At 59.4% G+C, this 15,702-nt stretch carries 7 protein-coding genes and 1 pseudogene; 5 read left to right on the forward strand and 3 right to left on the reverse strand.

The features are described from left to right. Positions 1-66 precede the first annotated feature (66 nt). Positions 67-378: a DUF736 domain-containing protein gene (locus QX108_RS33270; protein ID WP_315786564.1), complete on the forward strand. Its 312-nt coding sequence runs from the start codon at positions 67-69 to the stop codon at positions 376-378. 365 nt (positions 379-743) lie between these two features. After that, the gene (locus tag QX108_RS33275; protein WP_315786567.1) at positions 744-1,940 is read left to right on the forward strand and encodes a DUF932 domain-containing protein; all 1,197 of its coding nucleotides are present in this window, start codon (positions 744-746) and stop codon (positions 1,938-1,940) included. A gap of 1,506 nt (positions 1,941-3,446) precedes the next feature. On the opposite strand, the gene QX108_RS33280 is transcribed toward QX108_RS33275, so the two are convergent. Beyond that, positions 3,447-3,917: a hypothetical protein gene (locus QX108_RS33280; protein WP_315786570.1), complete on the reverse strand. Its 471-nt coding sequence runs from the start codon at positions 3,915-3,917 to the stop codon at positions 3,447-3,449. Positions 3,918-4,029: 112 nt separating this feature from the next. Here QX108_RS33280 and QX108_RS33285 point away from each other — a divergent pair, with 112 nt between their 5' ends. The 3 genes from QX108_RS33285 (at position 4,030) to QX108_RS33295 (ending at position 12,851) form a co-directional block, all read left to right on the forward strand. After that, positions 4,030-4,188: a hypothetical protein gene (locus QX108_RS33285; RefSeq protein WP_315786575.1), complete on the forward strand. Its 159-nt coding sequence runs from the start codon at positions 4,030-4,032 to the stop codon at positions 4,186-4,188. Positions 4,189-4,518: 330 nt separating this feature from the next. Next, complete coding sequence (locus QX108_RS33290) at positions 4,519-7,341, forward strand: FG-GAP-like repeat-containing protein (RefSeq protein ID WP_315786578.1); 2,823 nt, start codon at positions 4,519-4,521, stop codon at positions 7,339-7,341. A 185-nt stretch (positions 7,342-7,526) separates the two neighbouring features. Further along, positions 7,527-12,851 (forward strand): RHS repeat-associated core domain-containing protein, encoded by a 5,325-nt coding sequence (locus tag QX108_RS33295; protein WP_315799637.1) that lies wholly within the window; start codon positions 7,527-7,529, stop codon positions 12,849-12,851. A gap of 686 nt (positions 12,852-13,537) precedes the next feature. Here the strand turns inward: QX108_RS33295 and tnpC are convergent. Together tnpC and tnpB are read right to left on the reverse strand one after the other, a co-directional pair. Continuing rightward, a pseudogene (tnpC, locus tag QX108_RS33300) lies at positions 13,538-15,016 on the reverse strand (IS66 family transposase). A gap of 122 nt (positions 15,017-15,138) precedes the next feature. Next, entirely contained in the window at positions 15,139-15,495 is a 357-nt protein-coding gene (tnpB, locus tag QX108_RS33305; RefSeq protein ID WP_315786582.1) for an IS66 family insertion sequence element accessory protein TnpB, read from the reverse strand. Positions 15,496-15,702 lie beyond the last annotated feature (207 nt).

Here is a 15,702-nt window from a genome sequence, read left to right on the forward strand (position 1 = left end):
CCCCGGGCCAAGGACCGCCATCGAGGCCGCGATGGGCGCGGCTCGAGCAAACAGACGGAGACCACCATGGCGACCATCGGTACCTTCACTGCATCGGACAACGGCTACACCGGCACGATCAAGACGCTGACGCTCAACATCAAGGCCAAGTTCGTCGCGTCCGAAAAGGACAATGACAAGGCGCCCGATTATCGCATCTTCTCAGGTGCAACGGATTTCGGCGCGGCCTGGAAAAAGACCACCCGCGACAGCGATCGCGAATATCTCTCGGTCAAGCTCGACGATCCGAGCTTCCCGGCGCCGATCTACGCCTCACTGGTCAAGGTCGACGGCGACGACGGTTTTACGCTCATCTGGTCGCGCCGCAGCGGTGACTGATCCAACGCTGGATCATCCGCCCTGCCTCCGAAGGAGGTGGGGCTTTCTGCGTGTTCATCGCCGTCTGGAAGGAAGGCCAAGGCTCTTTTTCTGAAGAGGGATTGCTAAGGGCTCCGCCCTCGCGCGGGCAAGGGTGAAGCACGACAACGTGCCGGCCGGAGCGGTTTCCCCGGTCTTCCGCGCCTCCCATCGATTGCAAGAGTCTCACACTGGAACGGCGCGTGCAGACGCGCGCGGATCTCGCGCGCCCTTGTCAGGCGGGTGATCCCCCTCCACTCCGGCCGCCCTTGCCCTTGCTACCCCAGGTCTCGCCGACGGGCAGGGTTGCAGCGCAGCGCTGCGCTTCAACCTGACAGGAGATGACGATGAACGTGACAGTTGCTCAGCACGGCGGACAAAAGGTTTCGGGTGGCTTCCGGGTGGACATCTCGCGTGGCCAGCGCATTGGCCGGGTGTCGTCGGAGTGGTTTGCCCGTCCTGATGATGAGCGATATCTGAACCTGCCGGACCTCTATGACGCCGTCCGCAGCCGGGCTGATTGCGCCCAGGCCCGCACCGTCGAGAGCCGATCCATTCGCGTCGAAGCTGCCCGCGACAACACCGAGCGGCTGGCCTTGATTGTACCCGGTCGTGACGAACCGGTCGCGCCAACGCATTGGAGCTTTGGGCAGTTGTGCACGCTGGTCGGCGCACCCGCCGCCTACTTGCGGCAACTGCCCGCTCCTTTATCGGCCATCAACCTGCAGCATGGGCTGTTGTCTCACCGTGCCGAGCTGGTCAAGACGCTGGAAGCGGACAGCGGCCGTATCGAGCTTCGCGCCGTCACCGGGCCGGACTACGGCCGTATCTGGGATCATGAACTGGTCGCCGCCGTCATGCAGATAGCAGGTAACGGCACCGGTGACACACGATGGAAAGTGCCGGGCGTGCTGGACTGGGCAACCATGACTCATGATCCGTTCGTGGACGTGACCAAGGACACGACCACGCTCTATGCCAGTGATCGCGACGTGTTCCTGTTTTTGGTGGATGATACCAATCCAATCGAGGCGGGGCGGCTGCCGGACGGTTCACTGGATGTCTATTTCCGGGGCTTCTATTGCTGGAACTCCGAGGTCGGCAGCAAGACGCTCGGCATTGCGAGCTTCTATCTCCGCGCCGTCTGCATGAACCGCAATCTCTGGGGCGTGGAGAATTTCGAGCAGATCACCATCCGCCATTCGAAGTTTGCCGCGCAGCGCTTTGCCCATGAGGCGGCACCGGCATTGACGAACTTTGCCAACTCCTCGCCTGCGCCGTTCGTTGCCGGCATTGCAGCCGCCCGGCAGAGGATCGTTGCCCGCACGGACGAGGACCGGGACAGCTTTCTGCGGAAGAATGGCTTTTCCAAAGCCGAGACATCGAAGGTCATTGAAGCCGTTCTCGGTGAGGAGAATCGCAAGCCGGAGAGCATCTTTGACTTTGTACAGGGCATCACCGCCGTTGCGCGCGGCAAGGCGCATCAGGACGCCAGGCTCGACCTCGAAGGCAAGGCCAGGCGCCTGATGGAGCGCGCCATCTGAGCAACAGCCGCGCAGTCGGGTGACATCGGTTGCGCGGCCTTCTGTAGCCCCGATCTGCAGCGTCGTCGCCTGGGCAGGCTCGATCGGCGGGGCAGCTGCGTGCAAACGGCCGGAGCTCGCCGGGCCTCCGGCCCGGCTCGCAACAGAAGAAGAATCCAACAGTGGATCCCAAGGACGACCTCCAAATGGAGGGACGGATCCGTCCGACGTATTTGAAGCATGGGGGTTGCGCTATCTCACAAGATCGTCGGCTGTCGCGACTTCGCGACGTCACGCGACGGCTAGGACGTCGGCCTGCAGTAACGTTGCTGACGCTCACGTCCTGCTGAGAGCCTGCCGAACATACGACACCTCGCTTGCAGTGGCTGCGAAGAAAGTCAGTCGCAGCGCCGGCGTGGACGCGCTGGGAAATGGCTTCAACCTTGGTCCTGCGAGCGCTGCATCTCTTTGGACCAACGTTGTCAGATTGGTCATGATCGACATTGGTCAGCGCCAATAAGTGTATTCGGTCTGCAGTCGGACTGCCGAGAGATCGTCGGACGTGCAGTCGTCGAAGGTAACTTCGTTTCATTGTTCTGCACATAAACGACACGAATTCCGGGCTTGGACCGCAGCTCGTTGGCTGCGTCGCAGTGGCCTGATCGACGCTCTGATCGCAAGACCTATGCGACGTGGCGGCTGAGCTCGGGCTGATCCACAAGCCTCGGAAGAACACGAGAAGCCAAGCCAAGGCTCAAGAAAGGAAGGGAAGAGATTTTTCACACCCTATGCACCTGTGGTGCTGACGCTTCGCGAGCCGCACGCGGTTATCACATTGGGGCTAAGCAAAAAGATCCTGTTGAGCGGTGTTTACGAAAGAAGGATCGAGCGAATACAGCAGAGTTCCCTAAGCATCAAATAGATCAAGATGGGTCAACAACTTGCAGACGCTTGGACGCGTATACGAACGAATTCAGGTCTCAGTCTCGAGCTTGTGGTGAGCTTGTTCGGGTTTAGTTGCACCCAAAGCGTCAGCTGTCGCGATCTGAACTCGAAGCTCGCCAGTCGTTTCCGGGGGAGGGCGCGGATCGATTGCGAACGGGCGGGGCTGCTCCCGCCGACGTGTCCGTTTGCAGCGATCCAGAGGCCGACGCCGGCCCGGGAATCGTCTTCCCGACTCTCGGTCAATCCCGCTCATGCTCACGGTGGCGGAGCTTGATCCTGACCCCAGACATGCCGGCCGACTGGTCCATCGTGCGGAGCACTTGGCCGCGGCGAGAGCCGATTGGGCGACGCTTTGATGCTGGGTTGGTCTAACAGACCGGGGCTCACGCCTGTGCTGGTTGGCCGACCGGCCAGCGGGCTTGGCCTCACCCTCCTACCGAGATCAAGGCCCAGCGCCTTGGCCTCGGCTTGCCAATGGCCGGTGAGTTCGCTGAGCTTGGCATCCCTCTTGGGGCGCGCGTGCGCAAGGTTGGCAGCTCCATTCCCTGTGGCCTGCTGTAGCCGTGGGCTTTCACGACTTCCTCAATCGCCCGGCGGGGCTTGGAGAAAGCGCGCTCGATGTGGCGCGGAATGGCCGCCCGGGCGAACGCCATCAGGCCATGGCGGCCGGTTTGCAGCGTGCTCCGCGAACGACCTTGAGCGAAACCGAATCGATCGAAGACTCAGCGCAAGCCCGAACAGCGCCAGTTGGCCCGCAAGACTGGCGCCGATGACGCTCCAGAAGCCAAGCTCGAAGCCGGTCAGAGCTTGATATCGCGTGAGCGAGTCTTGGCAAGCCTGCCAATCGGCCTCGCCGGAGCGGTCTCCCAGCCAGGCCATGCCACGCCCTTTGATGCAGACTTCGATGTCTGCTGGCTCGAATTGAGCGCTCCTTCCGTCTGCCAGCGTGGCGCTCGGCGGCCAGACCTCGAACCCGAGATACCAGGTGCTCGCCGCAACCGCAAAGCAGCCCATGGCAGCGAGAAAGCAAATGATCCCCAAACACCGGGTCATGCTGCCTTCCCAGAGCTTTGGCGGTCAGGGCCTGCAACAGCGCCTCGAACATCGCAAGCAGATCACGCGCGGTCTTGTCGATTAAATGGACCCGCGTGTTGGTCTCCTGACCTTGCTGTTCGAGAGCGACGATCCGGCGCTCGATCCGCATCAACCGATCGGCAAGCGCCTTGTCGCCGCCCGCGAGCCCCGTGCAGATCGGATCGCGGGCGACGCCGCTTGTCATGAGATTGCCTCAACAGAGTTGCCGAAGGCGATCGATCATGAATGACGATAATCCCGCTGCCCCATATGGAGCCTCCAGGACATTCAAGGCTAACGCTCACACGGAGATCGGCAAGCACCAGAAGGCACGGCCCAGAAGGAGCGGCCCCAACATTTAATCAACACACGTAGAACCGGCACTCAGTGTTCTCCCCAAATCAGAAGATCCATCGCCTTTCGTCTTTGCGCGCAATGCGGGCGGAGTGAATAAGAGCAATATCCACGTGTGTTTTGTGGAGTTCTAAACGTCAAGGCGTGGATAAACCACTCGGCCTATTGATGGTCGAACAAGGTTGGCGTCTTCTAGACTCACGGATTTGGAATCGAGGGGCTTGGAATGTTGAATGGCGCTACGCCGATCATCGATCGTCGATCGCATATGCGCCACGGCGCTCGTGGTGCTTTAGCAGGAGTGCTGTGCCTCTTCTATTCGACCCTTGCAGACGCAGGAACGATGTCGTTGGATGGGCAATTTGCTATAAATCAAGCTGGAGCGGCGACTTACACCATTCCGCTGGCGCTGCCACCCGGTAGAGCTGGCTTGAGTCCTTCATTATCTCTGCACTACAACAGTCAAGGTGGCAATGGGCTTCTCGGCTTGGGCTGGTCGCTCGGAGGGCTCTCGGCCATCTCTCGCTGCCCACGAACAATTGCTCAGGACGGAGTTCGGGGCGGCATCAATTTCGATGCGAATGACAGGTTTTGTTTGGATGGTCGACGGCTGGTGGCCATCAATGGAGCCTACGGGGCCGATGGCACGGAATATCGCACCGAAATCGATATGTTTGCCAAAGTAATATCTCACGGAGTGACGGGGAGCGGGCCGGCCTGGTTTGAGGTTCATACGAAGTCTGGCGCCATTTTCGAATATGGAAGTGGCAACAATGCGCAGCTTCTACTGCAAGGGAAAGTCGAGCCTAAAGTATGGGCAGTAAACAAGGTGAGTGATTCAACTGCAAATTACTACACCGTCAGCTACGTAAGAGATGTGCCGACCGGTCAACTCTATCCGAGTCGTGTCGACTACGCCGGAAATGTTTCTGCCGGTGTGCAGCCGTACAACGCGGTTGTGTTTAACTACGAATCTAGGCCCGACTTGGTGACGCAATACGAGGCCGGCTCGATGTCGCAGTTGAGGGTGCGTTTGGCGGACATAAAAGGAATTGTGGGGACGGGCGAAGTGTCCAATCTCCATTTCAGTTATCAGCAAAGCGGTCCGACAGGTCGTAGCGAGCTCATTTCCGTTTCGTTTTGCGCTTCGGGTGACTGTCTTCCGCCTACAACGTTCGGTTGGGCCAACGGTGCAAGTGATGGAGCCTTCACGGGTATTGGTCAAGGTTTGCCATTCGCGTTGGTTACGAGCTCGATGCAAGGGAGTAGTCCTATCAGCGGTGATTTCAACGGCGATGGCAAGATCGACTATCTTGTAATCACAAATGATTATCCGCGTAGCAATCTTTTGCAGATTTTCGTTTTCGTCAGCTCTACTGACGGTGCTGTCTCTGTGCAAACACAGGAGTTCGAGAATAGTGGTAATTGGGGTATCGACGCGTCTGGTCTGGTTACCGTGCCAATTTCGGGGGACTTCAATGGTGATGGTAGTGATGACTTTGCTCTAGTCGGTACCACTGGGAGTCCTTACCAGTACGTTTTTTTAAGTAATGGGGATGGTTCATTCAGGGTGCAGTTGCAAGCAAAACCTGCTGGGTGGGAATGGTCTAATTATTTTGCTGCAAGTTTCATCCCAGTGGTCGGCGATTTTGACGGCGACGGTCGATCAGATTATTTGCTAATTCTTGGAAGTAGTGAATTCGTGTTTATGAGTAACGGGGATGGAACATTTAGCTATCGGACCGGCGTTCTGGTGGGCGGTGCTAACCAGTCGCCGCCTTCGGGTGGATTTGCGCCGATCTCCATCGTTGGAGATTTTAATGGAGACGGAATGACGGACTTTCTCATTATCAATGGGTTCAACGACCCGCGGCTATATGTGATGATTTCGAATGGCGATGGCTCTTTTGCCGGCTCAAGCCAGGCGCTCTTGCGGTCCTTTTATGGTGCGTATCTGCCTATAACTGGTGATTTCAATGGCGACGGGCGCACTGATTTTATCTTGCTGGATACTAATAGCGGACCTTACTATCATCTTTTTACAAGTAAGGGAGATGCGACATTTAAGACGGAAACGCAGGGTACGCCGAATGGTTGGGCGTGGAGTGCTTTGGTTGGCGCACAAATTCAAGCGGTAGTCGGTGATTTTAATGGCGACGCAAAGGCTGACTTTGAGATTGTATATGGAAGAAATAGGTATTCCTTCCTCAGTAGAGGCGATGGAACGTTTAGTGGTTTGGCGCAGGCATTGTCGGGAGATGTTCCGGATTCATATTTTCTCGTTGCTGGCGACGTAAATGGCGACGGCTTAACTGACTATCGTTTCGTAAACAGCGCTATCTATGGTTATCAGTACAGCTATCTCAGGGCTGGTCCAGTTGGGGATCGCGTGAGTTCAATCTACACCGTTGTTGGTGGAATGAATGAGGTTCAATACCAATCTCTAGCGGCCGGCGGCATTTATGCCAAGGACGTTGGGTCGACGTATCCAATTCAGGACGTTCAGAAGGACATTTACGTAGTCTCTCGCATCGTCGGACCGGACGGTGTCGGCGGAACTTCTTCGGTTGGCTATAGCTACGCCGGGGCAAGGCTTGATCAAACTGGCAGGGGTATGCTCGGGTTTCGGAGTATCAAGAAATCAATCCAGCAGACGGGCGTATCCGAAACGACAGAATACCGGCAGGATTTTCCTTTCGTCGGGCTGGTTGCATCGAACGACGGTGCTTTAGGTGAGCAGCTGTTAATTCGTACAATCAACAGTTACGAGGCGGTTGGTGCGACTTCTGCGGCAGCAGGTGGCGCTCCCGGGTCTCCATTCCGCGTCCAGTTAACGAAAGTGGCGCGCGATGCGCTCGATCTTGACGGGGCGGTGCTTCCGTCGGCGGTGACCAATATCCAGTACGACAGCTATGGAAATGCGATAAAAACCGTTGTGTCGACTTCGGATGGCTTCAGCAGCTCGGTTGTCAGTACTTATTCGAACGAACCATCGATGTGGTACATCGGAAAGCTGTTGAAGTCGGTAACAACTAAAGCTGTACGATAGTTTGCCGCGACCCAAGCGGCGGCCTGCTAGTCGGGGTGGTTCCTAAACTGTTGGTGGGCCACCACGGCGCCGCAAGAGTGCGTCGGTAGCTGCCGGAGCAGGGCAATAGTAGAGGTGGCATGCTCGTGCGCGAGCTAAACACGTTGATGACATTAGCTCGTTGCTGAGTACCAGAGGAATTGCTCATGCTGAATGTGCAGACGCGAATGTCGCGTTTCGGTCTGTTCTCGAAGTTGAATGGCTTGGCTATTGTCCTCTTGGTCAGCGCGGCTGTGCCTTCGACGGCACGTGCGACACAGATTTTTCTCACCAACGGATCAAGCTGGACGGTTCCGGATGATTGGAACAGTGCGAGCAACACCGTTGAGGTTATCGGTGGCGGTGGCGGTGGTGGCGGAGGCTCGAGTTCGTCGGTCGATGAGGGAGCCGGAGGCGGCGGTGGTGGCGCCTACTCCAAGATCACGAATCTGCCTCTCCTGCCGGGCTCAGTTGTTACCTATCAGATAGGGGCTGGCGGTTCGGGCGGCAGCGTTGGAAGCGTTGGGGGAGCCGGCGGAGACAGCTACTTCAACGGATCTGGCGCGAATTGCTCGGCGCAGTCGGTGTGCGCCAAAGGTGGTGCGGGCGGTACGATAAGCAGCGGCTACGCTGCAGCGAGCGGTGGTACCGGCGGTGCTGCGGCAGGCGGGCTGGGGACTGTTCGCTATTCTGGCGGTGCCGGCGGGGGATCCGGTTCGACCAGTAATGGTGGGGGTGGCGGAGGCGGAGCTGCAGGTCCAAACGGCAATGGCGGCGGCGGCGGCACGACTGGGCAAAATGGCTCAGGTGCCGGTGGCGGTGGCAATGGCGGCGGATCAAACGGTGCTGGCGGCGGTGCTGGAGGTAACAACTCTGCGGGCACAGGGGGAGGGGCTCCGGGATCGGCGGGCATTCCAGGCAGTAACGGCATTGCCGGTGGTGGCGGCGGGGCCGGCTATTGGAATGGCAGCGCCTGGGTCAACAATGCTGGTGGCAGCGGTGGTGCTGGCACGGAGTGGGACGCAACGCATGGTTCAGGTGGGGGAGCCGCGAGCGGCGCAGGTGGCGGCGGTACGACGGTCGGCGCAAACGGTGCCGCGGGACTTTATGGTGGTGGTGGTGCCGGCCGTTCCGGCCTTGGTTCCGGCGGAAGTGCGGGGGCGCAGGGCATCATCGTCGTCACCTATACGCCTCTTCCTCCGCCGCCAGATTCTACGCTGCGAATCTTTCTGACCTCAGGTTCGACTTGGACCGTCCCCAGCTACTGGAACAGTGCGAACAACACCATTGAGGTTATCGGTGGCGGTGGCGGTGGTGGCGGGGGCTCGAGTTCATCGATCGATGAGGGGGCTGGAGGCGGCGGTGGTGGCGCCTATTCTAAGATCACGAATTTGTCTCTCCTGCCTGGCTCAATTGTTACCTATCAAATAGGGGCGGGTGGTTCGGGCGGCAGCGTTGGCAGCGTTGGGGGGGCCGGCGGAGACAGCTACTTCAACGGATCTGGCGCAAATTGCTCGGCGCAGTCGGTGTGCGCCAAAGGTGGTGCGGGCGGTACGATAAGCAGCGGCTACGCTGCAGCGAGCGGTGGTACCGGCGGTGCTGCGGCAGGCGGGCTGGGGACTGTTCGCTATTCTGGCGGTGCCGGCGGGGGATCCGGTTCGACCAGTAATGGTGGGGGTGGCGGAGGCGGAGCTGCAGGTCCAAACGGCAATGGCGGCGGCGGCGGCACGACTGGGCAAAATGGCTCAGGTGCCGGTGGCGGTGGCAATGGCGGCGGATCAAACGGTGCTGGCGGCGGTGCTGGAGGTAACAACTCTGCGGGCACAGGGGGAGGGGCTCCGGGATCGGCGGGCATTCCAGGCAGTAACGGCATTGCCGGTGGTGGCGGCGGGGCCGGCTATTGGAATGGCAGCGCCTGGGTCAACAATGCTGGTGGCAGCGGTGGTGCTGGCACGGAGTGGGACGCAACGCATGGTTCAGGTGGGGGAGCCGCGAGCGGCGCAGGTGGCGGCGGTACGACGGTCGGCGCAAACGGTGCCGCGGGACTTTATGGTGGTGGTGGTGCCGGCCGTTCCGGCCTTGGTTCCGGCGGAAGTGCGGGGGCGCAGGGCATCATCGTCGTCACCTATACGACCAGTCAAACTTCCACTCCGCCTGGCGACGGCAGCGGCGTTAGTAGCATTACTCAAACGTCATCCTATGCCTATGACGCCAGCACTGGCCTCGTGATTCAGCATGTTGTCGAGCCGGATGCGCCAGCGTTTCGCCTGCAGACGGACTACACTTATGATAATTTCGGTAACGTGTTGACTTCGACCGTTAGCGGTATCGACGTTGTTACGCGCAGCAGCGCGAGCAACTACGATGCGCGGGGGCAGTTTGCTGTCACCAACACGAACGCGTTAGGGCACAGTGAGAGCTTCCAATACGATCCGCGTTCAGGCCTGCCGACGAGCCGGACTGAACCGAATGGTCTGACGACGAGCTGGCAATATGACGGCATGGGCCGGAAGATTCTGGAGATCCGCCCGGATGGAACTCAAACCAGGTGGGCCTATCGCTTCTGCGGCGGGGTCAATGGGGGAACTGCCGGCTGTCCCACGGGCGGGATCTATCGGACCGAGGAGACGTCCTATGCCGCAGATGGAGCGACGGTCAACGCCCCTTACGAGATCATCTACTATGGCCTGTTGGATCGGGAGATCGCGCGGGACAGCCAAGGCTTCGATGGTAGTACAATTCGTGCGACAACGAGCTACGATGCACTAGGGCGGCCGGCGCAGGTGAGCCTGCCATACTTCCTCAACGGTACCACCCCGCGCTACACAACTTTCACTTACGATGTGTTAGGCCGGCCACTGACCAGGACCGAGCCGGATGGAGGTGTGTCGCAGGTAGCCTATCGCGGACTGACCATCACCCAGACAGATGCGCTCGGTCATACCCGCGCGGTGACGCAGGACAGCAGAGGCAATGTTTTGTCGGTCACGGACGCACTCGGACTAACAATGCGCTTCGCCTATGACGCTGTAGGCAATCTCGTGCGTACGACCGACCCGGTCGGTAATATGGCGTCCGCGAACTATGATCTAAGGGGCAATAGGATCGCGACCTCGGATCCCGACGTCGGGAACTGGAGCTACAGCTACAACGCACTCGGACTCCTAGTCAGCCAGACCGATGCAAAGGGGCAGACTGCCAATCAGACCTATGACAGGCTTAACCGTCTGGTGCAGACGATGGAGCCTGACATGACCAGTGTTTGGACTTATGATACGGCGGCACACGGCATCGGTAAGCTCGCATCCACGAGCATTACAGGCGGGCCTGCGAATGGGTTCTCGCGCACGTCAAGTTACGACGCGTTGGGACGTCCGGTCCAGGTAGCGACGACGATCGACGGCACGACGTATACTTTTGGCGCAAGCTATGACGTCAACGGGCGCTTGAAGACGGTCAGCTATCCCTCAGGCTTCACCGCCCGTCGCAATTATACGGGCCTGGGTGACGCTAATCAACTGCTCGACGATACAACGGGTTACCCCTATTGGACCGCTAATTCGGCAGATGCTGAGCTGCGGGTCACACAGGACACTGCAGGAAATGGGCTGACAACGGTGCGCAGCTTCGATGCTTTGACTGGGCGGCTGACGGGCATCTCGACCGGCCTCAGTGGGGTCGTGCATAACTTCAGCTATACCTATGACCGCGGCGGCAACCCGCTGTCGCGGACTGATGCCAATAATAATCTGAGCGAGACCTTCATCTATGACGCGCTGAACCGCTTGACGTCAGCGACTGTCAACCTGACGCCGACGCCATTGTCGAAGACATTCACCTACGATTCGACTGGCAATCTGCTCGCCAAGTCGGACATCGGTACCTATAGCTATCCTGCGTCCGGATCAGCTAAGCCGCATGCCGTAATGAGCGTCACAGGCGGGCCGATCAGCACAGCCTTCACCTACGACGCCAACGGTAATCAGACCTCTGGTCTCGGCCGGAGTCTCGTCTACACTTCGTACGACAAACCGTCGAGCATCACGCAGGGTTCACGTACTATTTCATTCTTGTACGATAGTGATCACCAGCGCTTCAAGCAGATTACCCCGGAGGCAACGGTACTCTACGTCTCAGCCTTCGGTGTCATGGCGGAAGTTAGCAACCCCGGCACCGCATCGATGCGTTGGACAGATTACCTCTCAGTAGGTGGTTCGATCATCGGTGCTCGGTTTTCGCAACCTGCTACCGAGACGTTGTCAACACGCTATTTTCACGCAGATGCTCTTGGCTCGATCGCAGTCATTACCAGCGAGACCGGGGTGATTCAGGAGCGCCTGTCCTACGACGCTTGGGGCAAGCGGCGGTCTCCTAATGGGGCCGACGACCCTGCCGGCAGTATCACCAGTCAAACGAGCAGAGGATTCGCTGGCGAAGAGCAGCTATCCGTGGGTGGGCTCGTGCACCTTAACGGTCGCGTCTATGATCCCTCGCTTGCCAGGATGACCAGCGCCGACCCCACTGTTCCGCGGCCGCTCAGCTCTCAGGGTTGGAATCGATATACTTATGCGGGGAATACGCCGCTCCGGCGCGTCGATCCATCGGGATACAGCGACTGCGAAGCGGTCGAAACCGTCAACATGCCAGCGTGCCCCGGCAATTCTTCCCAGTCGGCTACCGAGCTTCCCCCGGTAACTATCGATCCGCCTAAACCACGTGCACCGGCTGCTCCGACTGTGAGCTATTGCTGGGGATGCTCAACTGGTGCCGGGAGTTCAGCGCCAACTTCACTCGGGCCGGTCGTGATCGATCTCTTGGCAGGAATGGGCGGAGGGAATGGACGGTTGGAACTGCCGGCGCCTGTGGCGCCTGCTGTTGGCTTTACAACTGGATTTAGTGCGGGTTTCAAACACGCTCTATTTGGCCATGAGAATTATCCGTTGTCGAGCCGACTCCAGGGTGGTGACACCCTCTTCAAGACTGGTGCATTCTTTGGACTTGAAGCAGGTGCATTCGTTGGAATGCTTCCGTTTCTGGTTACTAAGGGGGCTCCGACTGCACCGAAGGTTGGAGCTGGCGGATCCTGGGCTACAATCGGTGCCACAGAGGGAGGTGCAGTCGCGCAATTGACATCAACTTCCTGTGTGGCCGCATGCGGGGAGATGTTGAGCAATATATCGCAGGCTGCTCTCATGAGGGCTATCGGCGCCCCGGCGTCCTCAAAAGCACTAGCTGGAGCTCTAGGGGCTGGGTGGCGCGGTGGCTATGTGGGGCCAGAAGCTCTGCGAGCGTTGCTGGCGAGAGGTCCGTTTGCTGCGGAGCTATACGAAGGCGGAAAGCTATCACATATGGTTGTTGTCGACGGAATGAAAGCTGGTCATGTCCTTATTAGAGATCCGTGGGGAGCGGGAAGCGCATACCGTATGACGATCCAAGAGTTTCAACGTGTGTGGAATGGGAATGTTGTTTTTCGAAGCGTGGTGAACCGATGACCAGTAAACTAAACGCGATAACATGCAAGTCTCCGGCCAGCTACCAAATTGAGCTGGAAGTTGTGGGGACGGGTGAGAAGTTGAATTTCGAGTTCATGGTGGATGATACAAGTGGCATTGAAGTTGTAACATGGAGTCGTGAGTTCGAATTGTATGTCTGCTGCAACTTTGGACCGCTCGCGCCGCTAATGGACGCAATTCTTAGGTTTCATCAGGCCCAAAAGATAGAAATCTCATAAACGAGATCGTCATTCGCGCGCGCGAACAAGAATTCGTGACCAGGAGCACCCAGACGCTATGCATTAAGCGGCGTCGTGTCGGATCCGACTTTTGGTTTGAGCCGATCGGCACGATCCTCGGTCTTTGCGCTTCCGAGCCATTGCATCGATGAAAGATCACGGGTCCAAAAAAGACATGCGTATAAAGACTGGCCGCGGGCCCTGAAGACCGCCTATAAAGAACTAGATAAAAAAATAGACTTTCTCGACCAGCGGTCTATGCACCTGATAGTTGGTCGGACGCCATCAGCGTGACGACGCACGCTGGATGGTCCATCTCCAGGCTGGCGCCGCTGGCCTGGATCCGGCGATCGTCGAGCCTTTCGACGCGCTGCTAAAGGTAGGAATTGCTAGTCGCGCTTCCTGACCAAGCGCGGGCTGAGCTGCGCTTACGCGTAAGCGTCGTTCTCAGGCCGCGGCTTTGAGGGCTTGAGCGCGGTAGGGCCAGGGCAGTAGCTGGTCGATGTCGCGGTTTGGATGCCCGTTGACGATCTTGGTCAGGACGTCGGTGAGATAGGCGAGCGGATCGACGTCGTTGATCTTGCAAGTCTCGACGAGAGACGCGATGACAGCCCAGTGTTCGGCGCCGCCGTCGGATCCTGCAAACAGCGCGTTCTTGCGACTGAGCTTGATGCCACGGATCGATCGTTCGACTGTGTTGTTGTCGAGTTCGATGCGACCGTCTTCGATGAAGCGCGTGAGCCCCTGCCAGCGCGAGAGGGCGTAGCGGATGGCCTCGGCGAGCTTGATCTTCTGGCTGATGAGAGCCAGCTTGGCGCGCAGCCATACCTCGAAGGCATCGGCCAGTGGTCGGCTCTTCTGCTGCCGCACAAGGCGGCGCTCCTCCGCGCTGCGGCCGCGGATCTACTTCTCGATCGCATAGAATGCGGCGATGTACTTCAGCGCCTCGCTCGCGATCGGAGCGGGGCCGGCTGTCGCGAGTTCGTAGAAGTTGCGCCGCATGTGCACCCAGCAGAAGGCGAGCTCGACCTCGCCACGTTCGGCAAGCTTTGGGTAGGCGTTATAGCCATCGACCTGCAGGACGCCTTTGAAGCCGGCAAGATGGCTGAACAGCCGCTCGGCCTTGCGGTCGGGTGCATAGACATAGGCGATGCCGGGCGGATCGAGGCCGCCCCAGGGCCTGTCGTCGGCGGCATAAGCCCAGAGCTGGCCGGTCTTGGTGCGCCCTCGACCGGGATCGAGCACCGGCACCGTCGTCTCGTCGGCGAACAGCTTGGACCTCGCGCGAAGCACCGTGAGAAGGCGCTCATGCAGCGGGCGCAGATGGAAGGCGGCATGCCCAACCCAGTCCGCCAATGTCGATCGATCGAGAGCGATGCCCTGGCGGGCATAGATCTGGGCCTGCCGGTAGAGCGGCAGATGATCGGCATATTTGGACACCAGAACCTGGGCGACGGTGGCCTCCGTCGGCAATCCGCCCTCGATCAAGCGGGCCGGAGCCTCGGCCTGCAGGACGCCATCCTCGCAGGCGCGGCAGGCGTATTTGGGACGTCGGGTGACGACAACACGGAACTGCGCCGGCACCATGTCCAGCCGCTCGCTCTTGTCTTCGCCGATCTGGTGCAGGTCGCCCTTGCAGCAGGGACAGGTCTTGGTGTCGACGTCGACCACGACCTCGATCCGCGGCAGATGCACCGGTAGTGCTCCGCGATTGTTGCCGCGCTTGCGTGCGCGCTCCGCCCGGCCTTCTGGAGCTGTCTCGTCTTGGCTGGCTTCCGTCCAGGCGGTAGCCTGTTGAACGTCCTCGAGACCGAGCAGCATCTGCTCCTCCGGAAGCGACTCTGCCTTCCGGCCAAAGCGATGACGCTGCAATTCCTTGATGATCTGGCGCAGCCGCTCGCTCTCGTGCCGCTCCGCCAGCAGCATCGCCTTCAGTGTCTCGGGATCATCAGGAAGGTTATCGCTCACAGGCAAATCAGAGCATATTCGCGCCCGCCTGACGACGTGCTCGATGCCCCTGATTCACTTCGCCGCAGCGCGGCCCACAATTATCCGGCTTGCGTCGGGACGACCGTCTCCCGTGCCGCGTGGACACGCCGCCAATCGAGCCCTTCGAGCAGCGCCGACAATTCCGCCCCTGACAAACGCAGCACGCCATCCTCGATCTTCGGCCAGCGGAAGGCGCCTTCCTTAAGCCGCTTGGCGAACAGGCACAAGCCCGTACCGTCCCAGAAGATCAACTTGATCCGGTCCGCCCGCTTGGCACGGAACACATAAACAGCACCCGAGAACGGATCAGCCTGCATGTGCTCGCGTACCAATATGGCAAGCCCCTCCATTCCCTTGCGGAAGTCGACCGGCTTGGTTGCCACCATCACCCGGACAGTTCCGGACGGGCCGATCACCGGCTTGCCTTCAGCGCATGGACGATGGCCGCAATCATCGCCACGTCCGCACCTCGGCCGACCCGGATAGTGAGTAAGCCCCCGGTGACGGCCGCCTTGCGTCGGCAGTGAGGCTTCGCGAAGCCATAGGACTAGGGCGTGGACTCATAAGCCCTGGCCCAGAGGCGGGTTGAGCCGAGTGCGACTGCCGCGAGAAAGTTGCGAGCG

The organism is Bradyrhizobium sp. SZCCHNR1002, from assembly GCF_032381435.1.
GTDB lineage: Bacteria > Pseudomonadota > Alphaproteobacteria > Rhizobiales > Xanthobacteraceae > Bradyrhizobium > Bradyrhizobium aeschynomenes.

Bases quoted from the DNA above. Each gene is read 5' to 3' on its own strand.
- QX108_RS33295 (WP_315799637.1), top strand. From the start codon at position 7,527: ATGCTGAATGTGCAGACGCGAATGTCGCGTTTCGGTCTGTTCTCGAAG.
- QX108_RS33290 (WP_315786578.1), top strand. From the start codon at position 4,519: ATGTTGAATGGCGCTACGCCGATCATCGATCGTCGATCGCATATGCGC.
- QX108_RS33275 (WP_315786567.1), top strand. From the start codon at position 744: ATGAACGTGACAGTTGCTCAGCACGGCGGACAAAAGGTTTCGGGTGGC.
- QX108_RS33280 (WP_315786570.1), bottom strand. From the start codon at position 3,917: ATGACCCGGTGTTTGGGGATCATTTGCTTTCTCGCTGCCATGGGCTGC.
- QX108_RS33270 (WP_315786564.1), top strand. From the start codon at position 67: ATGGCGACCATCGGTACCTTCACTGCATCGGACAACGGCTACACCGGC.